Source organism: Casimicrobium huifangae, assembly GCF_009746125.1.
GTDB classification, from domain to species: domain Bacteria; phylum Pseudomonadota; class Gammaproteobacteria; order Burkholderiales; family Casimicrobiaceae; genus Casimicrobium; species Casimicrobium huifangae.
Genome location: NZ_CP041352.1, coordinates 2,929,773 through 2,956,340 on the forward strand (window position 1 = coordinate 2,929,773; position 26,568 = coordinate 2,956,340).

Consider the following 26,568-nt stretch of genomic DNA (forward strand, 5'->3'; position numbering starts at 1 on the left):
CGGCTATTCGCCACGCGCTGCAGGTTCGGTCAGGAACGCGATCTTCGAAATGCCTGCGGAGCGGCACGCGAAGATGACCCGACCGACGCCGTCATAGTTTGCCGCCAGATCGCCCCGGATATGCACCTCGGGTTGCGGATCCATCTTGGAAAACTTCTTCAGGCGATCGGTGAGATCGCGGATATCACGAATCGGCGTGTCATACATGAACATGCGGCCGTTGCCATCGACGGAAACAACGATGTTCTCCGGCTTCGATTCGCGGATCTGTATTTCTTCCTTCGGAAGTTGCACCTTGATCGACGTCGTCACCACTGGAATGGTGATCAGGAAGATGATCAGCATCACCAGCATCACGTCCACCAGAGGCGTCGTGTTGATGGTCGAGTTGACCTGGTCTTCGTCGCCGCTGGCGCTGCCAACGTTCATGCCCATGGTTCAGGCTCCGTTGTCAGATTCTTGCGATTACTTCTTGCCGGACGCGATCAGCACCGAGTGCAGATCGGAGCCGAAGTTGCGGATCTTGTCCATCGTGGTTTTGTTACGACGGACGATGAAGTTGTAACCCAACACGGCCGGAACCGCGACGGCGAGGCCGATGGCCGTCATGATCAGCGCCTCACCCACCGGACCGGCAACCTTGTCAATTGACGCCTGACCGGACACACCGATCTTCACGAGCGCGTTGTAAATGCCCCAAACGGTACCGAAGAGCCCGATGAACGGGGCGGTAGAGCCGACAGTAGCAAGGAACGCGAGACCATTCTGCATGTTGCTTTGCACGCTGTCGGTAGCACGCTGGATCGACTGCGTAACCCAGTCGGAGAAGCTGATATGCGCAAGCAGGCCTTCATGCTTCTTGGTTGCTTCGAGACCGGCTTCAGCGAGGAAGCGGAACGGGCTTTGCTCTTTCAGGGACTCAACGCCCTGGGCAATCGACGGAGCGCTCCAGAAGGAACTCTCGGCCTGCTTCGCTTGGCGGCCGATTTTGGACAGTTCAAGCAGCTTGGCAACCATGATGTACCAGGTGCCGACCGACATGATGACCATGATGATCAGGGTGGTTTTGGCAACGACGTCGCCTTCCGCCCACAGCGCCTTCAGGCCGTAGGGGTTTTCGACTTTTTCGGTGGCAGGTTTGCCTGCCTGGAACGGCGCCGGAGCCGGGGCAGCTGCGGGAGTCGGAGCAGCTGCAGGGGTAGCCGCCGGTGCAGCGGAAGACGACGCGGCGGGCGCGCCACCAGCAGCGGGCGTCTGGGCGAAAACGGACAGCGGGGCGCTGACCAGCGAGACGAACAGCACTGAGCCGGCCATCAGTGCACTGCCAGTACGGCGAATTGCTTTTTTCATTTCAATGGACACAGAAGACTCCTTTTTGCCTCACGGCATCGTCGATGTACGACATCATACATGACACTAGTTTGATTGGAAAAGGGGAATGTAACGTAGAAGCAAACTGCACACCACCGCTCGTGCCACGGATCAAAACCGGGGAGGCATAAGCAAGAACTGGTGGGGGTAAAGCTCGCAGCCGGGCGTAACCGCCACAGCCTGATGCGCGAGCATGAATCGAACGGTTCCGCACGGGACGAAGCCGCAGGACAGCGCCTGTTTGCAAAATACCTGCATTCCTTGTGAGAAAACAGTCGGGCACGCCTTGTGAGCGTTGCTGACCGTCAAGATCGATAAACGGGAACAGACAAAGCACAAGCCGGCCCACCAGAATTTGGCGGCGCCGGCCTGAGCAAGCTGCGGATTATCGCAAATCCGCAGAAAAGCAACGACTACTTGAACGTGTAGTTGATGCGCCCGTAGAACGTGCGGCCACGCGGATCCGTGTACCGATTGTCATAGCCGAGCTGGTGACCGCCCACGGTCTTGATGCTCAGCGGCGGGTCCTGATCAAGCAGATTCAGAACACCGAGCGAGAGCTTGAGGTTCTTGTTGTGCTGATAGACCGTTTGCCAATCGAAGGTGACGTACGGCTTGACCTCACGGCGGATATCAACGCAATCACCGTTCGCATCGGATACAAGGCAATCGTCCGCGCTCTGGAACTGATCTCCGTAGCCAGACTTGTAGTTCACGGTTGCCGAGTGCGTCCACTTGCCGTATTCGAGCGTATTGATCCAACGACCAAGGAACCGGAACGTAACACCGCCGTCGTTAAAGTTGCCGAGGTCGGTAAAGTAAGCGCCGCCATTTTCACGCTGGTAGCGATTCTTCAGCGTGTATGTCGCCAGAAGCTGTGAGGTCAGCTGTCCAACAGGTGTCTTGAAGCGCAGCGCGACGTCAAAGTCAAGACCGGAGGTCTGACTCTTGCCGAGGTTGGCGTTCTTCAGCAGGATGGCCAAGTCAGTCGAACCGGAAGTCGGATCTGTGTACGTTGTAAACAGATTGCGATATCGCACTGGATCACCGAACACCACGCTTTCGTCGAGCTGGCTGATGCGATCTTTCAGATTGATCGACCAGTAGTCGACACCAATGGTGGCCATCGGCGAAGGCTCGAAGCGCACGCCCAGTGTGAACTGTTGAGACTTTTCTGCCTTCAGATTTGGCGTGCCTTCCGCAAACACGTTGTACTGCGTGCTGCCAGGAACGCAGTATCGCGCCATCGCATCGCTAGCCGGGAACGGGCAGGTATACGACCCACCTGTCACACCGTAGAGCTGATGAATGTTGGAAACCTGCGCGATGCTCGGTGCTTTGAACCCCGTCCCGAACGAACCACGCACCAGCACTTGTTGAGTGGGCTGCCAGCGTCCGGCCAGCTTGAAATTCGTCGTGCTACCGATGTCCGAGTAGTGATCGCCACGCACTGCACCAGTCAGCTCCAGCGTCTTGGTAAGAGGAACAGCAACCTCGGCAAAGGCGCCGAATGAACGACGTGCGAGATCGTAGGGCTCTTCCGCAGCGCTGTCGCCAGCGATGACGTTACCCTGCGCGCGAGCGATAGCCGACGGTGTGTAGGTATTGGATTCGCGCCGGAAGTCTGCGCCGACAGCGATCATCGACGTGCCACCAGGCGCAGCGAAGAGCTCTCGCGATGCCTTGACGTCCACCATCGTCAAGGCAGTGTCTGCGCTCTTGTACATGCCACGATAAACAGCGCCGTTGATCGTCGCCAAAGCTGCTGCCGACTGCTGCCCTGGTCCAACGAACGGGTTCAACGTGCCAGAGCCGAGGGCGGCCAGAAGTTCATTGGACTTCATCCAGCCAGCCAAATAATTCTCAGCCCACTTGTTCTCCGAGTGGGTAAACGCAGTCGAGTAATCCCAACCGGCTACCACCCCTTTGCTACCGAGGGTGAAGTGGGTCGCCTTGCCAGTATCCTCAGTGGTGCGGTTTTCGGCATCCCAAAGACGCCAGCGGACCGTGACGTTGCCCGTGTATCCCAAAGCGCGAGCATAGGAATAGAACGGACTTGTGGTGGCCACCGGGATGTCAACTGGCGGCGCGGCAATGCGCGAGATCATCTTGGACTCGGCGTACAGCAGCTCACCAAATAGGGTGTGATCCCCCCCCAGACGCTTGCTAAACGACAACATACCGCTGGTACGAGTCTGTTCAGGGTATATCTCTAGGGTCGACGCATAGTCGAAGAAGCACTGACGGCCAATCGCAACGTGACGGTCAGGGCAACGGCCATTGGCCATGAAATACGGGTTGCGCGCACCGAGCGCATTGATGTCGGCTTCCGTGCTGGGACGAATGTTGCCCGGAATGCCGCGGCTCGAACCATTGAAGAAGTCGTAAGTTTGGCCGTTGTAGTTGAACGAGAGAATGCCCGTACGGGAAAAATCACGCTGATCGGCGCGAAGCTGTTCACGATCGTTGTGCGTGGCGGCGATCATGAAGTTGTAGCCGTCTTTTTGCAGGTCACCGACACCCGCGGTCGCCGATACGGTGTATTCCTTGGCGCCAGACTTCTGCGGAGAAAAATACGAACCGGCAACATCGATGCCAGAGTAGGTCGACTTGGTGATGAAATTGATCACGCCAGCGATAGCGTCGGTTCCATAGAGTGTGGAGGCGCCATCGGTCAGGATCTCGACGCGCTCAATCGCGGCGAGTGGAAGCAGATTAAGGTCGATACCATCACCGTAACCCGTCAGCGTCTGGCCCGCATATGCGGCCATCCGGCGGCCGTTCAGCAGAACGAGTGTGCGTTGGCCGCCCAATCCGCGCAGAGACGCAGAGGACAACCCGCCCCCTCCGCCACCAACTGACTGCGAAGCCTCGGTGAATCCCTGAACGGCAGGCAGTTTTTGCACCAATTCCGCCACGGACGTGGCGCCAGTGCGCTCGATATCCTTGCGCGTCATTACCTGGACGGGCAATGCCGCCTCAGCCTCAATGCGCTTAATGGCCGACCCCGTAACCTCTACCCGTTCGACTTTTTGCGGCTCCGACTGCGCGTAAACAGCTCCGCTCGCCATCACTGCCACGGCGTTGATAACCGCAACGGCAAGGTGCTTCCGTTTGATTTGCATAAAAAGATCCCCGAAAGATGACATGAATATGACCTGAGCATTCTGCATGTTCAGTGCGGTTCTGTCAGCTACCGGTCAGACGCTGTCCGCTGCGACGCCGGACCCGGTGACGATGTGAGCACCTGCCGGATGTCTCGTAAGTGCTTGATCTGGCGTTGTTTTGAACGCATCGAGAACAGCCCGTTGATGCCGAATCGGCGCTCATATTACATCGTAAGATGCAAATCCGAACCCATCATCTTTGTCGACTTTTCCTTTATTTTACGGGGCCTGCACACGTTTTTTCAGTAAAGTCGACTTTTTGCAAAATAGGCTTTCAGGCCGCATTAAAAGGCCATTTCCAGAAAATGCCGCTGCCACATGCGTTGCGCAGCTACAACACGCCACATGACACTACCTCCCGCGCAATCTCAGGTGATACAGACCGCGAGTTCGAGTGCGTCGCCGTCTTTGTGACGAGCGACGACACATTGCGACCAGCGACGTGTCGAGGCGCCCGATATTCAGCTAACTTTTCAGGTTTACTTTCGCGTGCTTCGCACGCAGCAATCTGGAGTTAGGATGCGTAAAGTAGTTGCGATTCTCGCCCTGGCGGTGCCACTGTTTGGCGCCAGCGCGCAGGCACAGCCGGCCACCGCCCCCGCTGCCAATCAATTGACGGTCGAGGACATCTGGAAGAGCCCGAGCCTGGCCGGCCCCACGCTGTCGCGCTCGGGCAAATACCTGGCGGCGACGGCGCCGTTCAAGGGCCGGATGAACCTGCTGGTGATGGACATGGAAACCCGCAAGGGCAACCTGCTGACGGCATTTGATGACTACGACGTGATCAATGTTGCCTGGGTTGGCGATGACCGTCTGATCTTCTCGCTGGGGCAGGCGAACTCGCCCACTGGCGCTGGTCAATTCGACGGTGGTGGCCTGTTCGTCGTCGGTCGCGATGGCTCCGGCGCGCGCCGCCTGGCGCCGACCGTCCGGGAAACGCGGCAACGCAACCAGTATGTGTATCGCAGCCTGTCGTTGCACCGTACGATCCCGGGCAACACTGACGAGGTCATTGCCGAGGGCAACCAGACGTCGGCCGATTCCGTCGATCTGTACCGACTGAACCTCAATACCGGTCGCACCACCCTGCTCACCTCCGGCCGCCCGGCCGATCTGACCATTGAATGGATGCTCGACAGCAAGCTGGTGCCGCGTGTCGTGGTTGCCGGCGTAAAGGATGAAATTACCCGTGTCGTCTACTACCGCAAGGGCGAAGGCAGCCCGTGGGAAGAGATCGCACGCTATTCGCGCGACAAGGGCGCGGTATTTGTTCCGCTGGCGTTTGAGTCGGACAACAAGACGCTGCAAATTGCCACCAACCGCGACCGCGACACGATGGCAATCTATCGCTACGACCCGGAAACAAAGAAAGTCGGTGAAATGATCGCGTCGCACCCGCGTTTCGACATGGGCGCAGACTCGCAGGGCGACCGCGTGGCCGGCGTTCTGGTGGAAGGCGAAACCGACCGGGTATTGGGCTATCAGGTCAACGGTGACAAGCCCGAGACGGTCTGGACCGACGAGGGCCGGGCCAAAACCCAGGCCATGCTCGATGCAGCGCTTCCGGGGATGGTCAATACGTTCCGGCGCACGCCCGATGGCAAACGGCTGCTGGTGACTTCCTTCTCGGATCAGAAGTCCACGCGCTGGTACCTGCTCGACGAGCAGAAGCGCACGCTGGAAGAAGTCGGTGCCTCGCGCCCGTGGCTGGACGGAAAACTGGTCGAACAACGTCCGTTCCGTTACAAGACGCGCGACGGACTTGAAATCACCGGCTACTACTTCCTGCCCAAAGGCTACAAACAGGGCGACAAGTTGCCGACCATCGTTCACATTCACGGCGGTCCAAGTGTCCGTGCGGATCGCTTCGGGTCAGGATTCGGCTTTATCGAAGGGCAGTTGTTCGCCTCGCGCGGCTACGCCGTTGTAGTGCCCAATTTCCGCATCACACCGGGAATCGGCAGCAAGGTCTACACGGCAGGCTTTGGCACCATCGGCCGCCAGATGTCGGAAGATCACGAAGATGCACTGAAATGGGCTGTCGAGCAGGGATTTGCCGATCCAAAGCGAGCCTGCATCTCGGGTGCAAGCTACGGTGGTTACGCGTCGCTGCAGGCGATGGTGAAGACGCCGGATCTGTTCAAGTGCGCCGTCGCCGGCCTCGCCGTCGCCGATCTCGTTTATCAGAACACCTCGCTGGACACGGACTACGTCAGCAGCCCGGCGGCGGTCGACTTCTGGAAAGCCATCATCGGCGTGCAGGACCTGAAGTCACAGCTGGTACGCGACATTTCACCGGTCAACAATGCGACCAAGGTCAAGGGTGCTGTGTTCCTGTATGCCGGTCAGGATGACATCCGTGTCCCGATCGACCAGATCATCCGCATGGACAAGGCACTCAAGGCTGCGGGCAACCCGGCCAAGGCCTTTGTGATCAAGGAAAAGGAAGGCCACGGATTCGGTCGACTCGAGAACAACATCGACCTGTACACCCAGGTACTGAAGTTCCTCGACGAGCAGATCGGCAAATAGCAAGCCAACCGCAACAACCAGCAAAAAAGGAGGCCGAGGCCTCCTTTTTTGTTGCCGGCTGACCGCTAGCGGGCGAACCGTTTGTGTCGGCAGCTACCTGGGATTCGGTGTGTTCTTCTTGATGAAGGCATCGAAGCGTTTGTAGAACTCGAAAACGTTCTTGTCGAGCCGATAGCCATGCCCTTCATCGGCCACGAACATCCACTCGTGCGCTTTACCGGCACGTTCAAACGCCGCGCGGATGACGCGACCGTTTTCGATATCGACGTTGCGATCCTCGCCGCCGTAGGCGTGGAATACGGGGCCCTGGATCCTGCTGACGTAGCGCGCCGGTGACATCCGTTCAAACATCTCGCGATTGGCTTTCTGGTCACCGATGACCAGCTTGGCGAGATAGCCGAAGTCAGAGTACTTCTGGGCCGGCTGCGTGTCCTGTTTGACGAACATGTCGGCAACGCCCACGTAGTTGACGCCCCACTTGAAGAGCTCCGGCCGCATGACCATCACCATTAGCGTTGAATAGCCGCCGTAGCTGGCGCCGAAAACGCCAATGCGGTTGCGATCGGCAAAACCCTCCTTGATGGCCCATTCGACGCCCGCAATTTGATCCTCCATGGGTGTATCGCCGAAGTGCATGTAGCCGGACGTGAGGTGACGGCGGCCGTATCCGGTCGACCCCCGGAAGTTTGGCTGCAGCACGGCAAAACCTCGGTTCGCCATGAACTGGACTTCGGGGTTGAAGCCGCCGATATCCCGCACCCAGGGCCCACCGTGCGGATGCAGGATCAAGGGGACCGGAGCCCCAGGTCGATAACTCGCCGGCAGCGTCAGGTAGCCGTCCACCTTGAGCCCGTCTGGCGCCGTCCACGATACGTACTGCATCGGCCGCATCTGCTTCGGGTCAATCCAGGGTGCCGGACGAACACCAGTTTCCTCCAGCGTCTTCTTGTCCTGATCGAAGATGTAGTAGCGCCCCGGATCAGTGTCAGACGACGACATGACCAGCGAACGACGATGATTCGGGTTCCAGCGATTGCTGTAGCCCGCCGGCAGCGCCGCGTCGAGCATGGCCTGTGTCTTCTGCACGGCGGGGTCGAACCAGACGGTCTTGCGCCGGTCGGCATCGTAAGTGACGCCGATGATCTTGCCGGGGTCTTCGTCGCGCCCACTGAACCGCAGTGCGCCGCCACCACCGCCGAGCGGGCCTGGACTCACCATGTCAAAGCGGTCATCGCCGTAAATCAGTTCACCCAGCTTGTTAGCTTCAGGGTCGAAGCGAAAGAAAGCGACAGTGTCGCGGCCGATGTTGCTGGCAACGAACATGGTCTTGTTGTCCGTGTCGAAACCAACCGGAATCACCACGTCCTTCAACATGTGATCCCACTGACGCAAGACCTTGAATTGCTGCTTGTCGGAGGCGCGGTAATGAAACGCGTAGACGTTCTCCTTCTGATCCTCGGTATAGGCCGCGCGAGCCAGATTGTTGCGATCCAGAACCCAGTCATTCACCTTGCCGGGCGAATCAAAGCTGATCAGTGACTTGCGCCCGGTCACGATATTCATGCGATACAGATCCTGCGAATCGGCAGAGCGGTCATTCGCGGAGACAATCACTTCGTCCCTGCTGTCCTTGATGCGGCCAACGAAACTGGTCTGCCGGCCAACGTACTGGCCAGGTGTCGCCGTGATCGGCTGCACCAGGATGCGTGAATTGCGTCCGTCACGATCCACGGCAAACAAGCCACCGTCGCCCGCGTTGGCCGCCAGTTGCTGCATGTCACCAGTGGTGAACAGCAGGCGATCATTGCTCGCCCACCAGAAACTCAGCACATCAGCCTTGTCGAAGTTGGTCACTCGCGTGGCAGCGCGTTTATCGAGATCGATGATGACGAGGTTGTAGCGACTGTTTACCGGCATCAACGCCGCCATCGACTTCTGGTCCGGCGAAAACGTCAGCGAGCGGTACTCGGTCTTCTTGAACAGCGTTTCGACCGGGATCTCTGCAGCGCCCTGACCGATCGCAGCGGGGAGTGGCAGCAGAAACGCGCCGAGACAGAGCGCGAGAAAGCGAAAGAGTGGTGTGTTCATGCGTCGGAAGTCCTGTGGGAAGCGGGCGTCGGCAGATGCAATGATGCCATGCTGCGCGATCTGGTGAAACGGCACCAGCCGACACATTACCACCCGGAGAAGGGCGTCGCACAAAAAGAAAAAGGGGCCGAAGCCCCTCTTCCGAAGCCCCGCGAGGGGCTTTGCGCCTATTACTTGAACTTGTAGGTCAGGTTCAGGCGATATGCACGACCACGCACGTCGAACTGCGTGAAGTCATACAGGAACGTCGAGGACGTGCCCGGATCGTACGGCGGTTGCTTGTTGGCGATGTTCAGCACCGAGCCGGAGATCTTCAGCTTGTTGTTGAACTCGTAAGCGCCGAACAGATCAAGCGTGGTACGCGAACCGATCTTGTCGCCGTATACGCCGGTCTGGAAACGCGGATCGTTGGCGGTCGAGAAGTAGCTCGCGGCCAGCAGCTGCTGGTAGTAGCTGTGGATGTAGTTCGCGGTCAGAGCAGCAGAGTACGGACCCTGCTCCCACGACAGCTGCGCGAAGCCACGAATGCGCGGCAGCGAGGTGTAGCCGTTGCCACCTACGTACTCGTCACCATCAATCGCGTACTTCTCGAGGTACGAACCACCAGCGCGGAAGCCCAGTTTGCCGTACAGCGTGTTGAGGCGATAGTTCAGGTCGAAGTCAAAACCACGGGTGGTCACTTCGCTGAGGTTCGTGTAGTTGGTTTGCACCGACACGATCGCGTTGGTCGCCGGATCACGGGTAACGATACCCTGCTGAACACCGTTGATCACGCCGTTGTTGTTGACCAGGTTCTGGAAGCTGTAGGAACCAACCTGGTCCTTCCAGTCGATCTGGTACCAGTTAACGCCGATGTTGAGGTCACGGGTCGGTTCGAACACGGCACCGATCGTTGCGCTCTTGGACGTTTCCGCCTTCAGGTTCGGGTTACCCGCGAAGATACCCGAAATGTTGATGCCCGAAGCGCCCGTTACCGGATCGTTCACCTGGGTGAAGAACGTGGCGACCGACGGCGAGATTTCCGGCAGCGTCGGAGCGCGGAAACCCTGGCCCCAGTTGGCGCGGAGCACGACTTCCGGCGACACTTTCCACTTCAGGCCAACCTTCGGCACCGTCGAGCTGCCGTAGTCGTTGTAGCGGTCAGAGCGAACGGCCAGTTGAGCCTCGAGGTTCTTCAGGATCGGCAGGCTGGCTTCGGCGAACACCGCGATGCTGTTGCGATCACCGTCGGTCTTGGTGATGCCCTGGCCGAGGATCAAACCCTGCTGGGCGATCGCTGCCGGGCTGTCCTTCAGCTTTTCGGCGCGGTACTCAGCACCAACCGCCAGGCCAACCGGGCCGCCAGGCAGCGTGAGCTGGGCAAACTCGGTGGATGCGCGGGTGTCAATGAAGAACAGTTCCGAAGCCGACTTGCGGTCAAAATTGGCGCGGATCGAATCGCGAACCGCAGCACTGTTGGCCGACGGATTGTTGAGGTTGTAAGTCGAGCTGTTCGATGTCGGCACCGGCGGCTGGGCAGCCGAAGAGATGCCGAACGCAGCGCTTACGCCAGCGATGTTCAGACGGTTGGTGTTGGTCGACGTCACTTCGTTGCGCGACCAGCCGAAGGCGCTGTCACCGTCCCACGAGCCAGCCGTCCACTTCAAACCAGCCAGCACGCGATAGGTGTCAGACTTGATCGAGGTGTCGCGGGTACCCATGTCGCTCAGCGAGCCAGCGTAGCGAGCCAGCGTGCTGAACGGATTGCCGGCGACGCCGGGGGCGAAGTTCACCGTGTAGCTGAACGGACGCAAGCCAACCGCAGTCTGGGTCAGGCCGGTCGTGTTGAAGAACGGCTGGGTGAAGATCTGGTTGCTCTTGACTTGCGACAGACCGACCTCGGCATAACCTTGCAGGTTCGGCGAAATTTCAACCGTGCCGCGGCCCAGGAAGCCAAAACGCTCGGTGCCCGGCAGCGCGGTGATCGCGTTGTTCGAGTTGTAAGTACAGAACGTGTTGGTGGCAGCAGCGCGCGCTTGCAGCGTGGCCAGCGTGGCAGCCGACTGGTTCGACGACAGGTTGATCAAACCGGCAGCAACAGCTTGCGGGCCGGTCATCAAAGTGCCACCAGCGGCGTTACAGCCAGGCACTGCCTGGAAGTTCTGGGTCGCAACACCGGCGTTGGTGTATTGCTGCCACGTGCCGAGGCCGGTCAGCGAGTCGAAGTTACGACCGCCGCCTGCACGACCACGCCAGTCACGCGAGGCACCGAAGTCGGTGTCGCTCAGCTTGACCAGATCACGCTTGTAGTAGTCGAACACGCCGAGGACCGAGAACTTGTCCTTGCCGAGGTCGCCGAAGCCGCCAGTGGCGCTGAAGCGATAGTCGTTCTTGCCGGCAGCAGTGCCCGCACCAGCCGACATTTCGATGCCTTTGTAATCCTTGCGCAGGATCACGTTCACCACACCGGCGATCGCGTCAGAGCCGTAAATGGCGGAGGCGCCATCCTTCAGCACTTCGATACGCTCAACAGCCGCCGACGGAATCGAGTTCAGGTCAACGAAGGTGTCTTGCAGGTTTTGCGCGAAGCCATAACCAGCGGTACGACGACCGTTGATGAGCACGAGGGTGGCTTTCTGGCCCAGACCACGCAGCGAGATGCCCGAGGCGCCCGGTGCGAAGCTGTTGGAGAAGCTTTCGTTGTACGAGTTACCGCTGTTGGCCGGCACGTTGCGCAGCACTTCAGCGATGGTGGGCTGACCGGACTTCTCGATCTGCTCACGGGTGATGACGTCAACCGGCGCAACGGTCTCAACATCGGTCCGCTTGATGTTGGAACCGGTTACCTCGACTTTTTCGACCTTCTGCGGCTGTTGCTGTGCGTAAGCAACCCCGGTGGCCACAAAAGTTGCCGCGATAGCGACAGCCAATTGCTTCTTTTTAATCATAAATACCTCTGTAATCCCCATTGCGGGCGGTTGGAAGAATGACTTTTTAATTCTGTCATCAAGCCGTCATTTCGCCTACAGGGATGTCCTGCCGGGCGCTTCGGAGCGTTCCGCCCTCCGTTGCAAGCCTCGCAGGCTCAATCTCTGTAATTCTTTGAAATATAAGCGATTTTTCCAAGACCGGCCAGTACCTGAATCCGAAACTGAGGTCATCCGGAGCGCTGAACAGCTGTACAGAATCGTTACAGGAATTTTGACGAAGCCCATTGTTTGCAGGGCTTTCACGCGATTTTCGCTAAAAGTCGACTTTCCCGTAAAAGCGGCGCCAAGCCCTTTCATAATGGGCCTTTCAGGCCAGAGCCAATCAGCAGACGTTGCACCGCTACAACAGCACGTTAGATGTACGACAACGATCGTGTGAACGCATGTTGATGGCAAATGCCAACTGAGTCAGCGAGGCAAGTGGCAGCAGCGCACATGATGGCCGCGCTGGCGATGGCAGCAGGCGACCGGCGACCATCCGGCTGGCGCGTACCAACCGGGAAAAGCCGCCTCCCCTCCGCGATGTTTGAGGTCGTGCCTGCTAGCCGTGGGCGCCCAGGCCCTTCGGGATCGAATCCAGCAGCTTGCGCGTATAGGGCTGCTGCGGCGCCGAATACAGGGCGTCGGAATCACCCTGCTCCACCACCTCACCGTTGTTCATCACCATGACTTCGTCGCTCATGTATTTGACGACGGCGAGGTCATGCGAAATGAAGATGTAGGAGAGGCCAAATTCGTCCTGCAGATCCTGCAGCAGATTGAGCACCTGTGCCTGCACCGACACATCCAGCGCCGACACTGACTCGTCACAGATCAGGATGTCCGGCTTCATGGTCAGGCAGCGCGCGATGGCGATACGCTGACGCTGGCCGCCCGAGAACTCGTGCGGATACTTGTAGAAGCTCATCTCCGGCAGTCCGACTTTCGCCAGCAGCTCGAAGGCCATCTTAGCGCGCTCATCGGCGCTGCTGCCGATGCCGTGCACCACCATCGGCTCGCAGATGATCTGACCCACAGTGAAACGGGGGTTCAGCGACGCATAGGGGTTCTGGAAGATGATCTGGATGCGCTTCTTGTAGGGCAGGAATTCCTTTTCGCGCATGGCAAGAATGTTCTTGCCGTCGAACCAGGCCTCGCCCTTCGTGGCATCGTGCAGCTTCATGATGGTGAGGCCGACGGTGGTCTTGCCGGAGCCGGACTCACCCACCAGCCCAAGCGTCTTGCCCTTGCGCAGCTTGAAGGACACGTCCTTCACGGCATGGAACACGCGCTTGCCGAAGAAGCCCTCACGCGAGACAAAATCCTTGCACAGGCCTTTGACCTCAAGCACGACTGGATCGCTATCCTTGACGCCCCGCGTGCGCTGGTCGAGACGCATCTGGTCAGCCCGCCCGCTCATGAAGTCATCGATCACCGGCAGACGCTTCGGACGCGAATCCACCACCGGACGGCACGCCAGCAAGGCGCGGGTGTAGTCGTCCTTCGGTGCAGCAAAGACCTCCCTGGCCGCGCCCTGCTCACGGATTTCACCGTGCCGCATCACCACCACATGATCGGCGATATCGCCCACCACCGCGAGGTCGTGAGTGATGAACAGCACGCTCATGCCATGCTTCTTCTGCAGCTCGGCGATCAGGTCGAGGATCTGCTTCTGGATGGTGACGTCGAGCGCGGTCGTTGGCTCGTCGGCGATGAGCAGTTTGGGTTCACAGGCGATCGCCATCGCAATCATGACGCGCTGCTGCTGGCCGCCGGACATCTGGTGCGGGAAGCTGTCGATCTTGATCGCCGGCTCCGGAATGCCTACCTCAGTCAACAGCGCGATCGCACGTTCGCGTGCCGCCTTGCCAGCAAGCCCCTTGTGCTCCTTCAGCACCTCTTCGATCTGGTAGCCCACAGTGAACACCGGATTCAGCGAGCTCATCGGCTCCTGAAAGATCATCGAGATTTTGCTGCCGCGTAGCGCCCGCTTTTCGGCGTTCGAGAAAGTCAGCAGATTGCGGCCTTCGAACTCGATCACACTGGCACGATCAACGGTCGCGTTTTCCTTCGGCAGCAGACCGAGAATGGCCAGCGAACTGACCGATTTGCCGGAGCCGGACTCGCCGACCAGGGCGACGGTCTGGTTGGGCATCACGTCGAACGAAATGCCCTTGAGCGCTTCGAAGGAGTTCTTCTTGTCGAGGCGGAACTTGACGCGAAGATTCTTGACGGAGAGAAGTGGTGTCGTCATGGTGTCCTCGCTACTTCAGTTTCGGGTCAAGCGCGTCGCGCAGCGCATCGGTGAACAGGCTGAACGCTGTAACCAGCACTGCCATGAACGCCGTGGCCGCCACCAGTTGCCACCAGTAGCCAAGAATCAGTTCGTTCTGCGCCTCGTTCAACATCGAGCCCCAGCTCACCGTATCGACCGGCACACCGAAACCGAGGAAGGACAGGATCACCTCGCTCTTGATGAATAGCACCACATGCAGCGAGAGCTGTACCAGCACCACGTGCGAGATGTTCGGGAAGATGTGCACAAACATGCGGCGCATGTTGGATGCGCCAATCGCGTTGGCCGCGCGCACGTAGTCGCGCGCCTTGTGCTTCAGGTACTCGGCGCGCACCAGCCGAAAGATGCTGGTCCATCCGGTGAGACCGAGAATCAGCACCACGGTCACGATGCCCTTCTGCTTGAGTACGGCGGCAATCGCCAGTACCAGCAGGATGTACGGAATCGAGCTGAAGATCGAATAGAACCAGTTCAGCGCGTCGTCGGTCTTGCCGCCGAAGTACCCGGCGAAGGCGCCAAGGACGGTACCGAGCAGCGTTGCCACGATGGCGGCGGCAAAGCCCACCAGAATGGACGTCTCCGACCCCTGGATGACCTTCTTGAGTACATCACGGCCCCATTTGTCGGCGCCAAACGGCAAGTGCTCCGCACGTTTTTCGTCCGCCTGAGCCACAGCGCCGTCGCCCGTCCGACCAAGCTGTTTGCGCAGCTCGGCCATGACGTCTGCGAGCGGGTCAACCACCTTGATGCCGGAGTCGACCTCGCCCGTGGCCTGACCGAGCTGGCCCTTCAGTTCGATGATCACGTCGCGTAACGGATCGCGATCGTTGACCACCTCCGCCTTGGCGGCACCGCTGTCCACTGCGGGCCCGCTGTCCTTGGCGCCAGCCTTGAGGTCAGCGGCCGGTTTGTGACTGTCCTTGAACAGCGTCGGCGGTGCGTAGTTGATCGCCACTTCACGGTTCCAGTCTTTCGCCACCAGGCCAACAAACGAAGCCAGTGACAACAAAAGAAACAGGATTACCGCGATCATCGAAACAATGGCGATACGGTCACCGAGCAGGCGCTTCCACGCCAGCGACCAGAGACCGGGGGAACGGGCAGGCGCGCTGGCCGCCGCGGCATTCATTGCAGCAGTAGTCATCTTGCCGTCCTTATTTCAGTTCTACGCGCGGATCGACTGCCTTGTAGAGCAGATCCGCTGCCAGGTTGGCAAGCATCGTGGCCAGCGCCACATAGACCGTTATCGCCTTGATGACCGGGAAGTCCGAGCGTTCCACTGCGAGGATCACCTCACGGCCGATGCCCGGCACCGAGAAGAAGCGCTCAATCAGGAACAGGCCCACCAGCAGGCCTGGCAACTGGATCATCAGGTTGGTGATGATCGGAATCGACGCATTGCGTAGCACGTGCACAAACATCACGCGGTTCTCGGAGAGCCCTTTGGCCCGGGCGGTACGCACGTAGTCCTGGTTCACCTCGTCAAGCAGGAAAGTGCGGTACAGGCGGATATTCGGTGCCAGCGACACGACCAGCGCGATCAGGATAGGCAGCGCCGCAAACTTGAACAGGTTTTCGCCGAAGTTATTGCCCCAGCCCTGCACCGGGAACAATCCCCATTTGTAGGCGAGCACATACTGGAACACGATGATGTAGACCAGAATCGAGATCGACTGCGCGACCGTGCAGGTCACCATCGCTGCGCGATCAGTGAACGAGCCGCGCACATAGGCCACTGCCAGTGCGATGCTCACCGCGATGATCGTCTCCAGAATCAGCAGCGGTACGGTGATCATCAGCGATGCCGGCAGCCGGGACGCAAACATGTGCGACACCACCTCGTTGGTGCTCCAGCTGGCGCCGAAGTCAAAGGTCACCACCTGTTTCACGAAGATCAGCAGCTGCATCCAGTAAGGCTCATCGATACCGAGCTGCTTGCGGATATTGGCGATCTGTTCCGGGTTGGAGATCTTGCCGGCCAGCAGATAGGCAGGATCACCGCCCACCACGTTGAACAGCGTAAAGATCAGCAGGATCACCCCGGCCATCGTCGGGATGATCTGCCATAGTCGGCGAATGATGTAGGCGGCCATGAGCTACTTCCCCATATTGATGTCGTAATACATCCAGTTCGCCAGCAGCACCGGATGCCGCTTGTAGCCGAGCACCCACGGATACACCATCTGGTTGCGGTAGCGGGTCACGCCGAGCACCCACGGCGTATCGGCCTCGAACTGCTTCTGCATTTCGAGATAAAGCTTGTCACGCTCGGGGCCATCGGGCAGCACGGCAGACTGCTCGTAGAGCTTGTCGTAAGCCGGGCTCTTGTAGCAGCCGTTGTTGGACTCACCAATGTTCTTGCTGTAGAGCAGTTGCGTGAAGTTGTCGCCGTCCGGATAGTCGGCAATCCACGCCGCGGCGCGAATCATGATCTGGCAACGCTTTTCGCGCTTGATCGAATCAGCGAATTTCTCTTTCTCGGCTTCATAGCGGATGCCGATCGCGTCCATGTTCTTCTTGTACAGCTCGTCGAATTCACGCTCGATGGCGATTGGCGTCGAGGTGTATTTGAACGTGAACGGTTTGCCATCCGGTGTGTTGCGGTAGCCGTCAGCGCCCTTCTTGTAGCCAAATTTGTCGAGCAAGGCGTTAGCGAGCGCCGGGTTGTAGCTGACGCTCGATTTGTAATTCGCCTGATGGCCAACGATGCCCTCGGGGATGATGAACTCGGCCCGCTTGGCATTGCCCTTGCGGATGATTTCGATTTCTTCGTCGCGGTTGATGGCGTAGGCAATCGCACGGCGCAGCGCGACCTTCGGCAGCTCCAGGCCACCCCACACCGGGTCGTTCCACTGGAAGTAGGTGTAGGTGTACTCCGGGTCCACCGCCTTCTGCACACGAATGCCTTCCGCCGCCAGTTCCGGCGACAGCTTGCCTCCCGGCAGCGCCTGCTTGATGAACGACTGCGGCATGTTGATGAAGTCGAGCTGCTTGTTCTTGAATGCCAGCCAGCGCGACTGCTCTTCCTCAATCGGGTAGATCTCGACGCGGTCAATCTGCGCGAGCGGCTTGCCCTGCATCTGCTTGACGATGACTTCGTCGTACGGATCGTCGGCGTTGGCCTTGAAGTTCCAGGTGCCACCACGCCAGTTCGGATTCTTTTCAAGAATGATGCGCTGGCCGCGTACCCATTCCTTCAGGTAGTACGCGCTGGAGCCGACCGGATGGCTCTGCACGTCGTTCGGGTACTTCTCGACCACTTCGCGCGCAACGATAGACATTGCCACATGCGCCAGCACGTAGCCAAAGTTGTAGTCCGGCTTGGTCAGCGAGATGCGCAGCGTGTGCGAATCGAGCACTTCAAGGCCCGGCACTGGCTCGTCCCACAGCAGGCCATCGGACTTCTTGCTTTTGTCATACCAGGCGTTGAGGCCAACGATCTTGCCATCGGTGAGGAAGCGCCACACCGGTTTCAGCGAATCGTCATAGTGGCGCTTGAACGAATATTCAACGTCGCGCGCTGTCACCTCACGCTTCTTGCCGTTGAAAACTTCATGCGGCGAGAAGTAGGCACCTTTCACCAGCTTGATGGTCCAGCGCTTGCCGCTGTCCTCAACCAGTGGCATTTCTGCGGCAAGCTTGGGTACGAGCTTGGCGGGGCGTGCCATGTAGTCGTAGGTCAGGATGGTGTCGAAAATGCCGTCGATGACCTCGCTGGAGTAGAGGTCATGCGCAGTCACCGGATCGAAACCGGACTCGCCGATCACGAAGGGGAAGCGAACGACCTTCTTGCCGTCAGGGGACTTGACGGGTGATACGGCCGAGACGGTGGCACCGTCGGTGCCGCTCTTTGCCGTGTCGCCGCAGCCCGCCAGCAAGCTGACTGCCGCAACTGTTGCAGCGCCCACGCCGATCAGACGTTGCGCCAACCCCCGCCTCAGTGAATGTGAAAGAGGCCAAGTTGCCATAGTTGTTATTCCGGTCTTGTGGACCGCAAATTATCGGAAGCGGCGATTGTACGGGCGCTGCGCCACGAAACGGCCCGCGACGGCCCATTGGCGCGGCCTCGCTGTCGGTCGCGTCACTTCAGCCGCGTCAACTGCGGGGAAACCCCGATCACCAGCATGCCGACCAGCGTCACCGTATCCGGCACCGCACCAAACACCAGCCAGCCGATGGCCACCGAGAGCAGCAACTGCATGTACATCCACGGCGCGATCACGGTAGCCTGGGCGAGACGATAGGCGCGGATCAGCAGCAGATGCCCCAGTGCACCCAGCACGCCAGTCATCAGGAACACGACCCAGGTGATGAGGCTCTTGTCCAGGTACCACCCCGGCGTCCACCACAATGGCGCCGCCAGCGTCATCAGCAAGGCACCGACCAGCCCGGCATACATGAGCTGGGTGCTGCTGCGCTCGGGCGCACTGTCGGACGCGCTGGCTGCCCGAGTAAGTGTTTGATACGCCGCGTTGCAGCAGGCGGCGCCGAGCACCAGCAGCACGCCGGTCAGCGGCACCTGCGAGCCGGGACGCACCACGATCAGCACGCCACAAAAGCCCAGCGCGATGGACACAATGGTCCAGCGACCGGGCCGCTCATGCAGAAACCACGACGACAGAATCGTGGTCAGGATCGGCGTCAGGAAGAAGATTGCCGTCCCCTCGGCCAGCGGCACATAGCCGAGCGCAGCGAAGTAGAACAGCGTCACCCCCACCATCATCACGCCGCGCACCCACTGCACCCAGGCGCGGCGCGGGCGGAACAGGCGCACGCCATCGCGCCCGGAAAAAATGGCCAGCACCACGAGGAAATGGCCGAAGTAGCGCGACCAGGTAGAAGCGCCCACCGGAACGCCCTGTGCGCCCAGGTACTTGCCGCTGGCGTCGAGACAAAGCAGTAGCGCCAGCCCGACCAGCATCAGGAGGATGGCGCGCCGGTGATCGTGTGAGGCATGCATCTGCCTGCATTTTGCACGCTGGGAGCTATTCCGCCGTGGACGCCAGCCGCTCCGTTTGTACGGGCGAGCAATTCAGCAGCGGACGGTCGCCGCCGCCAGTGACAGAATGTCGGCCATGATGATCACACCAGTCATACTTTGTGGCGGCAGCGGCACCCGTCTGTGGCCGCTCTCGCGCTCGCACATGCCCAAGCAGCTGCTCGCCGTGCACGACGAGGCGACCATGCTGCAGGCCACGGCGCAGCGACTCGCTGACTTCGATGCCGCTGCCAGCAGCGCGCCCATCGTGGTCTGCAACGACTCGCACCGTTTCGTCACCCGCCGGCAGTTGATGGAAATTGGCGAAAGTCATGCCCAGTTGATTGCCGAGCCGGCCGGCCGCAACACTGCGCCAGCGCTCACACTTGCCGCGCTGCGCGCGCAGGCAGCCCACCCCGGCGCTGATCCAACGCTGCTGGTGATGCCAGCCGACCACGTGATCGCCGATATCGGCGCCTTTCAGCGGGTGGTGGCGACCGCGTTGCGAGTGACGCAGAACACCGCTGCCGGCGACGCGATCGTCACCTTCGGCATCGTCCCCACCGAGCCTGCCACGGGTTATGGCTACCTCAAGGTCGGCGGCACCAGTGCTTTCGATCCGGCCGCCTTCGTGCTCGATTCCTTCGTTGAGAAGCCGCCGCTGGAGAAGGCGCGCGACTATGTGGCGAGTGGGCAGTATTTGTGGAACAGCGGCCTTTTCGTGGTGCGTGCCAGCGTCTGGCTGCGCGCGCTGGCGGCGCTGGAGCCAGCGATGCTGGCGGCCTGTGAGGCTTCGCTGGCTGGCGCCAGCGCGGTTGGTGACGACCTGCTGCCCGACGCCAAAGTGTTCGCGACCTGCCCGTCCAATTCGATTGACTACGCGGTCATGGAAAAGCTCGCCGCCTCGCCAGCCCTCAACATTCGCGGCGTGGTGGTGCCGCTTGATGCAGGCTGGAGCGACATCGGCGCCTGGGACAGCGCATGGGCCATTGCACCGAAGGATGATCGCGGCAATGCGGCAATTGGCGAAGCCATTTTTGAGCAATCGAACAACACCTACGTGCGGACCACCGGCCCCAACGCGCCCGTGGTGGCCTGCGTCGGCATTGATGACGCCGTGATCGTGCATACGCCGGACGCGATTCTGGTGGCGAGCAAGGATTACGCGCAGGACGTCAAGAAGATCGCCACCACGCTGTCCGAACGCAGCGACAGCCGCGCACAACTGCATCGCCGCGTTGAGCGGCCCTGGGGCTGGTACGACTCGCTGGGCTCGGCGCCGCCCGAGGGCTCAGCGCTTGCCTATCAGGTCAAACACCTCGGCGTCTATCCGGGACAGGCGATCTCGCTGCAACTGCACCACAAACGTGCCGAGCACTGGGTCATCATCAAGGGCACGGCGACCATCACACTGGGTGAGCGCGTGCAGGCCTACAAGGCCGGCGAGCATGTGCACATCCCGGTCGGCACCGTGCATCGCATCGCCAACGAAACTGACGACCCCGTTGAGTTCATCGAGGTGCAAATGGGCAGCTACCTCGGCGAGGACGACATCGTCCGCCTGGAAGACCGTTACCAGCGCACGTAGCGCCCGCCCGCAACGGTGGCGACTGTTGATTGAGAAATCTGCCGTCGCCGCAATCTGCCTTGTCAATTCAAAGCCCAATTTCAGAACCTCATGACCTCCTCTCCGCACATCTTTGAAGTCACCGTAGAAAACTTCGAGGCCGACGTCATCGCGGCGTCCGACCAGACACCCATCGTGCTCGATTTCTGGGCGCCGTGGTGCGGCCCGTGCAAGACGTTGACGCCGATTCTGGAAAAGCTGGCGGCGGAATACGGCGGCCGTTTTCGCCTCGCCAAGGTCAATTCCGACGAACAGCAGGAAATTGCCGGCATGTTCGGCATCCGCTCGATCCCGACGGTTATCGCGCTCAAGGGGCAAAAGCCCGTGAGCGCGTTCCAGGGCGCACAGCCGGAAAGCGCCGTACGGCAGTTCCTCGACAAGATCGTGCCGTCGGAGAGCGACGAACGCCTGGGCAAAGCCGTCGCCAAGCTCGACGCCGGCGACATCAACGGCGCTGTGGATGAACTGAAGGTCGCGCTGGCCATCAATCCGCAGCTCGACGCGGCCCGCGTGATGCTGGCCGACGTCGCCATGCGCGACAACCGCATCGACGAAGCCAAGGCTTATCTCGAAGCCTGCTCGCCGATGACCCGCATGGAGGAAGACTTCCAGCGCGTTGCCACCAAAATCCTCGCCGCCGAGGAAGCCGGCAATTCACCGGAGGCCGCCGCGCTCAAGGCACGCATCGACAAGGATGCGAACGACCACGACGCCCGCTACCACCTTGCCGCCGTCTACGCCGCGCAGAACCAGTACGAGCCGGCCTTCCAGACCTTGCTCGAATCGGTGCAACTGGATCGCGCCTGGAACGAACAGGCCGCGAAAAAGCGCATGGTCGAGTATTTCTCGCTGGCCAATGAACAGCCAGAGCTGGTCCGACGCTACCGGCAGGCGCTCGCGGCGACGCTCAACTAGCAGCACCTTTTTGTGCGAATGGCGTCGGCAAAGGGCTTGACGCTGTAAATCGCCAAAAGTCGACATTCAATGCTATTGCTGTCTGAGCCCTGATCGAATGGGGCTTGCAGCAAAAAGCCAATCCTCTGGCGCGAATGCGCCGCGATTGCCGTCATTCCATTGCACAATAACGGCATAGTCTTCTCGCTGTGGCCATCGGGGTCTCGCGGCGGGTACAGGGGGTTTCCAAGCGTGTCCAGCAAGATTTCCACACCACCGACGCTGCTCGTGCAGCGCGCCGCCAGCGGTGATTCCGACGCCATGCGGGCGCTGTTTTCCAGCCTCTACCCGGACATCAAGCGCCTTGCCCGCGGCAAGCTGGCGCAGGCCGGTGGTGTCACCGGCCTCAACGCCACCGCGCTGGTGCACGAAGGCTTCATGCGGATGGCCGAGCGTGAAGGCTTGCAGGGGCAAACGCGGCTGCAGTTCTTCGCCTACGTCGGCAAGGTGCTGCGCTCGATCGTGATCGACTTCGTGCGCGAGCGCGACGCCGAAAAGCGCGGTGGCGGCATGACGCTGCTCACCATGTCGGCGGCCGACGGCACGCTGGCGCCGTGGATGGACGTGACCGACATGGTGGCGCTCGATGAGGCGCTCGACCAGTTGCAAAAGCTCGACCAGCGGCTTTATCAGGTGATCGAGCTGCACGTGTTCTCCGGCCTTTCGCTGCAGGAGGTCGCGAACGAGCTGGGCGTCACGCTGCGTACCATCAACCGCGACCTGCTCAAGGCGCGCGCCCTGCTGTCGCGCTCGCTCGGCACCGAGACTGCGGCCAGCAGCGCTCCCTGACCCGTCGTCCCACCGTTCCACGTCCGCAGAGCCTGCCATGCCCGAGCCGATGAAGCTCTCCGACCTGCCGCCGGAGCTCTGGCAGCGTGTCTCCGACCTGTTCGACGAAGTCATCGACCTGCCCGAGACTGATCGCATCCCCTACATCCGAAATCTCTGGGGTAGCGAGCCGCTCGTCGCCAAGGAGCTGATGGCGCTGCTGGTAGCCGCCGCCAACGTCGACAAGACCGTGCCCCTGACTCAGGCGCCGTTCAATTCCGTACTGAAAGAAGCGCTCACCGAGCCTGCCGAAGGCTATGCCGTCGGCCAGAAGTTTGGCGCCTGGACGCTGGAGAGCTGCCTTGGCAAAGGCGGCATGGGCGAAGTGTGGCGGGCGAAGCGCAGTGACGGCCTGTACAAGGCCAGCGTCGCAGTGAAGCTGCTGCGCACTGATCTCTCGCACGACAAGCTGTCGCGCCGTTTCGCCCGCGAGCGCGTGGTGCTGGCGCGGCTCAATCACCCCAACATCGCGCGCCTGCTCGATGCCGGCGTCGAAGCCGGGCAGGCGTTCATCGTGCTGGAGCTGGTCGACGGCATTCCGCTGCTCGACTACGTCACGCAGCACGCGCGCACGCTGGAGCAGCGCCTGCGGCTGGTGCGTGATGTGGCGCTCGCCGTCGAGCACGCGCACAACCAGCACGTGTTGCACCGCGATCTGAAGCCGTCAAACGTGCTGGTCACCCGCGACGGTCAGGTGAAATTGCTCGACTTCGGCGTCGCCGGCGTGCTCGACAGCGACCCCAACGAGCCGATGACCAAACTCACCCAGTTGACTGGTCGCGGCCTCACGCTTGAATACGCCTCACCGGAGCAGATCACCGGCGACCCGACCATGCCGGCCAGCGACGTCTATTCGCTGGGTGTGCTGCTGTTCCATCTGTGCACGGGCAACCGGCCATTCGCCGCCAGCAGCACGCGCGCCGCGCTCGAATACGCCGTGGTGCACAGTGACCCGCCGCTGGCGTCGGCAAGTCTGGCTCAGCCCAAACCCGAGCGCCCGATTCCCGACACCATCCCGCCGCCAGTCGATGCAAGCCGGCTGCGCGGCGATCTCGACAACATCATCCGCCGCGCCATGCGGTTGGCGCCGGAAGAGCGCTATCCCACCGCAGCCTCGCTGGCAGCCGACCTCGACGCCTGGATGACCGCGCGACCCACCTCACTGCACGCGGGCGACCGCGCCTACGCCACCAGGCTCTGGTTCAAGCGCCACTGGCAACTGGTCGGCGCCGGCACGCTGCTGGTGGCCGGCATCATCGTCGCGCTCGGGCTGAGCTTGTGGCAGCGCGGCACTGCCCTGACGGACGCTGCGACCGCGCGGAACGAGATTGCCCGCGCCCGCGACGAGGCGGCGCGGTCCACGCGGGTAGCACAGGCGCTGGCCGACCTGTTACGCAGGCATCGCGCCAATGCCGCAGCCAGCACCGACCCGAATTTGCTACCGGCGATCGATCAGGCCAACAAAGACGCCGAAGCGCGCCTGGGCAACGATGCCGAGGCGCGCGAGCAATTGCGGCGCCACCTGGGCGCCGCGCCGTAGCGGTGAGCGTTAAGCGTTACCGCGTTTGGCGTCAACGCTGATCGAACCTGGCCCCCAGGCAGCCAGCAGCAGCAAGCCACCAGCCACGGCAATGTTCTTCATGAACATGATCTGTTGCACCATCTGCTGGTCAGCCGGCGACGCCCAGAAGTTGTGAAAGATCACGCCCGCGACCACGGTGAAGATCGCCAGAATCAGCGCCGCCCAGCGGGTACCAAAGCCGAGAATCAGCGCCAGGCCGCCCAGCACCTCGACCGCGATAGCGATTGCCGCGCCGACTTCCGGCAGCGGAAGGCCCTTCGAGGCGATGTAACCCGCAGTACCCGCGAAGCCGCCGATCTTTGATAGCCCAGCGGGCAGGAACAACACCGCCAGCATGATGCGGCCGATCAGGGTCAGGGGATTTTGCATTGCGTTCATTCTGTTTCGCTTTCCTGTTTACGGTTTAGTAAGCCACCGTGATCCGCGCTTGCGGATGGGCATTCTTTTCCAGTTCGTCGACCACTGCAACTGCGTAGTCGATCCAGGTGATGGTGCTGACGCCGTTACCGTCGACCAGCAACTGATCGCCACCCACGCGGTATTTGCCGGTACGACCGCCCACGCCAATCATCGCCGGCGGGCTGACGTAGGTCCAGTTGACGCTGGTCTTGCCGGCACGCAGGGTTTGCAGCGCTGCGGCCTGACCGAGCGCCTCTTCCTTGTAGATCGCCGGGAATTGGGGCGTGTCAACCAGACGCAGCCCGGGAGCCACTTCCAGGCTGCCAGCGCCGCCCACCCACAACAAGCGCGACACACCGGCTTCCGGCATCGTCGCCAGCAGATTGGTTGCCGCCCGCGCCACGGTGTCGTGACCGCTCTTGCGTCCGCTGATCGCCACGACCACCGCGTCATGGCCCTTGATCGAGTCCTTCAACGTGGCGGCATCAAGCACATCGGCCGTCACCACGCTGGCCTTGCCAACGGGATGGAAAAAACCCGTCTGCCGCGCGGCAGCGGTGACGCTGTGGCCGCGTGACAGCGCTTCCTGCAGGATGGCCTGGCCCGCGTTGCCAGTAACGCCGAAGAGAAAGAGTTTCATACGATGTCCTTACGGTGATGTTCGGTTTATTCGGCGCCCTTGAAAGAGTGCAGCGCCGCGATGGACAGAATTTTTGCGCCGATTACACTTCAAAATAATCACCTGTTTTTGACTATATCGTGCAAATTTTCTGAATTAATAGCTCTGCGACCGCCAGCGATCTCTACGGCAAAGTGCTCACACCAGAGAGCTTCGCGATGCTCGACGCCATCGCCACCCAGGGCGGCTTCGCTGCGGCAGCGCGTGCACTGGATCTGGTTCCCAGTGCGCTCTCCTACCGCGTGCGACAACTCGAGGAAACGCTCGATGTGCTGCTGTTTGATCGACGATCTCGCAATGCGAAGCTGACGCCCGCCGGCGCCGAACTGCTGCGCGAGGGCCGCCGCATGCTGGCAGATGTCGCCGCGATTGCCGAACGCGTGAAGCGTGTCGCGACGGGCTGGGAGCCGGTGTTGACCATCGCAGTCGATAGCCTGATCTCACGCAAGGTGGTGTTCGAACTTTGTCAGGCATTCTTCGAGCTGAAAGCGCCGACGCGCCTGCGTCTGCGTGGAGAGACGCTGTCCGGCACCTGGCAGGCGCTGACGACCGGCAAGGCCGACATCGCGCTGGGCGGCGCATTCGAGACTGGCAGCATCGCCAGCACACAGCTCGCAGGCATCCAGGTGAAGGCCCTCGGCGACATGCCCTTTGTGTTCGCCGTCGCGCCGCGACACCCGCTGGCAAAGCGACCAGAGCCGCTGTCCGACGAAGAAATCGCGCAGCACCGCGTGGTTGCAGTAGCGGATTCAACCTTGCGCGGCGATGGCCTCAGCGTGAACCTGCTGGCCGGGCAGGATGTGTTCACCGTGCCCAGCATGCAGGCCAAACTCGATGCCCATCTGCGTGGCCTTGGTTGTGGCTTTCTGCCGCTGCACCTGGCGCAGCCGTATGTCGATGCCGGCGAGCTGGTCGCCAAAACCGTGCAACAACGCGCACTGCGCGTCGCGCGCACCAGCTACGCCTGGCGCAATCAGCCACGTGGCGCCCAAGGGCATGCACTGACCTGGTGGCTGCAGGCGCTGGACAGCCCGCGCACGCGGCGGGCGCTGATCGAGGATCAGGCGGGTGGCGGCTTCTGACTTGCCGCCAACGAAAAAGGCCGCGCGAAAATCGCAG

General features: G+C 60.8%; 19 protein-coding genes. 7 read left to right on the plus strand and 12 right to left on the minus strand.

Annotated features, from left to right (window positions below; translation table 11 throughout):
- Positions 1-3: 3 nt before the first annotated feature.
- From FKL89_RS13240 to FKL89_RS13250, 3 genes are all read right to left on the minus strand, one after another.
- Positions 4-435, minus strand: coding sequence for an ExbD/TolR family protein (locus FKL89_RS13240; protein WP_156863262.1), 432 nt, complete (start codon positions 433-435; stop codon positions 4-6).
- A gap of 30 nt (positions 436-465) precedes the next feature.
- Positions 466-1,350, minus strand: coding sequence for a MotA/TolQ/ExbB proton channel family protein (locus FKL89_RS13245; protein WP_156863263.1), 885 nt, complete (start codon positions 1,348-1,350; stop codon positions 466-468).
- A gap of 434 nt (positions 1,351-1,784) precedes the next feature.
- Entirely contained in the window at positions 1,785-4,544 is a 2,760-nt protein-coding gene (locus FKL89_RS13250; RefSeq protein ID WP_156863264.1) for a TonB-dependent receptor, read from the minus strand.
- Positions 4,545-5,057: 513 nt separating this feature from the next.
- Between FKL89_RS13250 and FKL89_RS13255 the strand changes: the two genes are divergently transcribed.
- A complete protein-coding gene (locus FKL89_RS13255) occupies positions 5,058-7,070 on the plus strand; it encodes a S9 family peptidase (RefSeq protein ID WP_156863265.1) in 2,013 nt (670 codons plus the stop codon).
- Positions 7,071-7,163: 93 nt separating this feature from the next.
- Here FKL89_RS13255 and FKL89_RS13260 read toward each other — a convergent pair whose 3' ends face one another.
- On the minus strand, positions 7,164-9,158 hold the full coding sequence (locus tag FKL89_RS13260) for a S9 family peptidase (RefSeq protein WP_162527514.1): 1,995 nt from the start codon (positions 9,156-9,158) through the stop codon (positions 7,164-7,166).
- A 48-nt stretch (positions 9,159-9,206) separates the two neighbouring features.
- Between FKL89_RS13260 and FKL89_RS20185 the strand changes: the two genes are divergently transcribed.
- Positions 9,207-9,344 carry a hypothetical protein gene (locus FKL89_RS20185; protein ID WP_162527515.1) on the plus strand — a complete coding sequence of 46 codons (138 nt, stop codon included), beginning with the start codon at positions 9,207-9,209 and terminating at the stop codon, positions 9,342-9,344.
- On the opposite strand, the gene FKL89_RS13265 is transcribed toward FKL89_RS20185, so the two are convergent.
- The 6 genes from FKL89_RS13265 to FKL89_RS13290 all read right to left on the minus strand — a co-directional run bounded on the left by FKL89_RS13265 (position 9,329) and on the right by FKL89_RS13290 (position 19,362).
- Entirely contained in the window at positions 9,329-12,085 is a 2,757-nt protein-coding gene (locus FKL89_RS13265) for a TonB-dependent receptor (RefSeq protein WP_162527516.1), read from the minus strand. The two genes, FKL89_RS20185 and FKL89_RS13265, sit on opposite strands and share 16 nt — an antisense overlap.
- Before the next feature lie 583 nt (positions 12,086-12,668).
- Positions 12,669-14,360, minus strand: coding sequence for an ABC transporter ATP-binding protein (locus FKL89_RS13270; protein ID WP_156863268.1), 1,692 nt, complete (start codon positions 14,358-14,360; stop codon positions 12,669-12,671).
- A 10-nt stretch (positions 14,361-14,370) separates the two neighbouring features.
- Positions 14,371-15,546, minus strand: coding sequence for an ABC transporter permease (locus FKL89_RS13275; RefSeq protein ID WP_156863269.1), 1,176 nt, complete (start codon positions 15,544-15,546; stop codon positions 14,371-14,373).
- 10 nt (positions 15,547-15,556) lie between these two features.
- Entirely contained in the window at positions 15,557-16,495 is a 939-nt protein-coding gene (locus FKL89_RS13280; protein ID WP_156863270.1) for an ABC transporter permease, read from the minus strand.
- Between the two features lie 3 nt (positions 16,496-16,498).
- On the minus strand, positions 16,499-18,331 hold the full coding sequence (locus FKL89_RS13285) for an ABC transporter substrate-binding protein (protein WP_162527517.1): 1,833 nt from the start codon (positions 18,329-18,331) through the stop codon (positions 16,499-16,501).
- A 152-nt stretch (positions 18,332-18,483) separates the two neighbouring features.
- Complete coding sequence (locus FKL89_RS13290; RefSeq protein ID WP_156863272.1) at positions 18,484-19,362, minus strand: DMT family transporter; 879 nt, start codon at positions 19,360-19,362, stop codon at positions 18,484-18,486.
- 115 nt (positions 19,363-19,477) lie between these two features.
- Here FKL89_RS13290 and FKL89_RS13295 point away from each other — a divergent pair, with 115 nt between their 5' ends.
- The 4 genes from FKL89_RS13295 to FKL89_RS13310 all read left to right on the plus strand — a co-directional run bounded on the left by FKL89_RS13295 (position 19,478) and on the right by FKL89_RS13310 (position 24,329).
- Positions 19,478-20,968 (plus strand): mannose-1-phosphate guanylyltransferase/mannose-6-phosphate isomerase, encoded by a 1,491-nt coding sequence (locus tag FKL89_RS13295; RefSeq protein WP_156863273.1) that lies wholly within the window; start codon positions 19,478-19,480, stop codon positions 20,966-20,968.
- 90 nt (positions 20,969-21,058) lie between these two features.
- Entirely contained in the window at positions 21,059-21,922 is an 864-nt protein-coding gene (gene trxA, locus FKL89_RS13300) for a thioredoxin (protein ID WP_156863274.1), read from the plus strand.
- Positions 21,923-22,153: 231 nt separating this feature from the next.
- Positions 22,154-22,750 carry an ECF-type sigma factor gene (locus FKL89_RS13305; RefSeq protein ID WP_156863275.1) on the plus strand — a complete coding sequence of 199 codons (597 nt, stop codon included), beginning with the start codon at positions 22,154-22,156 and terminating at the stop codon, positions 22,748-22,750.
- Positions 22,751-22,787: 37 nt separating this feature from the next.
- Positions 22,788-24,329, plus strand: a complete 1,542-nt coding sequence (locus FKL89_RS13310; protein WP_156863276.1) for a serine/threonine-protein kinase — start codon at positions 22,788-22,790, stop codon at positions 24,327-24,329.
- Positions 24,330-24,338: 9 nt separating this feature from the next.
- On the opposite strand, the gene FKL89_RS13315 is transcribed toward FKL89_RS13310, so the two are convergent.
- Together FKL89_RS13315 and FKL89_RS13320 are read right to left on the minus strand one after the other, a co-directional pair.
- On the minus strand, positions 24,339-24,749 hold the full coding sequence (locus FKL89_RS13315; protein WP_156863277.1) for a DoxX family protein: 411 nt from the start codon (positions 24,747-24,749) through the stop codon (positions 24,339-24,341).
- Between the two features lie 25 nt (positions 24,750-24,774).
- Complete coding sequence (locus FKL89_RS13320) at positions 24,775-25,410, minus strand: NAD(P)-dependent oxidoreductase (RefSeq protein ID WP_156863278.1); 636 nt, start codon at positions 25,408-25,410, stop codon at positions 24,775-24,777.
- Positions 25,411-25,607: 197 nt separating this feature from the next.
- Between FKL89_RS13320 and FKL89_RS13325 the strand changes: the two genes are divergently transcribed.
- The gene (locus FKL89_RS13325) at positions 25,608-26,531 is read left to right on the plus strand and encodes a LysR family transcriptional regulator (protein ID WP_156864695.1); all 924 of its coding nucleotides are present in this window, start codon (positions 25,608-25,610) and stop codon (positions 26,529-26,531) included.
- The last annotated feature ends 37 nt before the right edge of the window (positions 26,532-26,568 follow it).

Excerpts from the sequence above, each read along its gene's own strand:
- FKL89_RS13240 (WP_156863262.1), bottom strand. The coding sequence starts at position 435 with ATGGGCATGAACGTTGGCAGCGCCAGCGGCGACGAAGACCAGGTCAAC.
- FKL89_RS13245 (WP_156863263.1), bottom strand. The coding sequence starts at position 1,350 with ATGAAAAAAGCAATTCGCCGTACTGGCAGTGCACTGATGGCCGGCTCA.
- FKL89_RS13250 (WP_156863264.1), bottom strand. The coding sequence starts at position 4,544 with ATGCAGAATGCTCAGGTCATATTCATGTCATCTTTCGGGGATCTTTTT.
- FKL89_RS13255 (WP_156863265.1), top strand. The coding sequence starts at position 5,058 with ATGCGTAAAGTAGTTGCGATTCTCGCCCTGGCGGTGCCACTGTTTGGC.
- FKL89_RS13260 (WP_162527514.1), bottom strand. The coding sequence starts at position 9,158 with ATGAACACACCACTCTTTCGCTTTCTCGCGCTCTGTCTCGGCGCGTTT.
- FKL89_RS20185 (WP_162527515.1), top strand. The coding sequence starts at position 9,207 with ATGCTGCGCGATCTGGTGAAACGGCACCAGCCGACACATTACCACCCG.
- FKL89_RS13265 (WP_162527516.1), bottom strand. The coding sequence starts at position 12,085 with ATGATTAAAAAGAAGCAATTGGCTGTCGCTATCGCGGCAACTTTTGTG.
- FKL89_RS13270 (WP_156863268.1), bottom strand. The coding sequence starts at position 14,360 with ATGACGACACCACTTCTCTCCGTCAAGAATCTTCGCGTCAAGTTCCGC.
- FKL89_RS13275 (WP_156863269.1), bottom strand. The coding sequence starts at position 15,546 with ATGACTACTGCTGCAATGAATGCCGCGGCGGCCAGCGCGCCTGCCCGT.
- FKL89_RS13280 (WP_156863270.1), bottom strand. The coding sequence starts at position 16,495 with ATGGCCGCCTACATCATTCGCCGACTATGGCAGATCATCCCGACGATG.
- FKL89_RS13290 (WP_156863272.1), bottom strand. The coding sequence starts at position 19,362 with ATGCATGCCTCACACGATCACCGGCGCGCCATCCTCCTGATGCTGGTC.
- FKL89_RS13295 (WP_156863273.1), top strand. The coding sequence starts at position 19,478 with ATGATGATCACACCAGTCATACTTTGTGGCGGCAGCGGCACCCGTCTG.
- trxA (WP_156863274.1), top strand. The coding sequence starts at position 21,059 with ATGACCTCCTCTCCGCACATCTTTGAAGTCACCGTAGAAAACTTCGAG.
- FKL89_RS13310 (WP_156863276.1), top strand. The coding sequence starts at position 22,788 with ATGCCCGAGCCGATGAAGCTCTCCGACCTGCCGCCGGAGCTCTGGCAG.
- FKL89_RS13315 (WP_156863277.1), bottom strand. The coding sequence starts at position 24,749 with ATGAACGCAATGCAAAATCCCCTGACCCTGATCGGCCGCATCATGCTG.
- FKL89_RS13320 (WP_156863278.1), bottom strand. The coding sequence starts at position 25,410 with ATGAAACTCTTTCTCTTCGGCGTTACTGGCAACGCGGGCCAGGCCATC.
- FKL89_RS13325 (WP_156864695.1), top strand. The coding sequence starts at position 25,608 with ATGCTCGACGCCATCGCCACCCAGGGCGGCTTCGCTGCGGCAGCGCGT.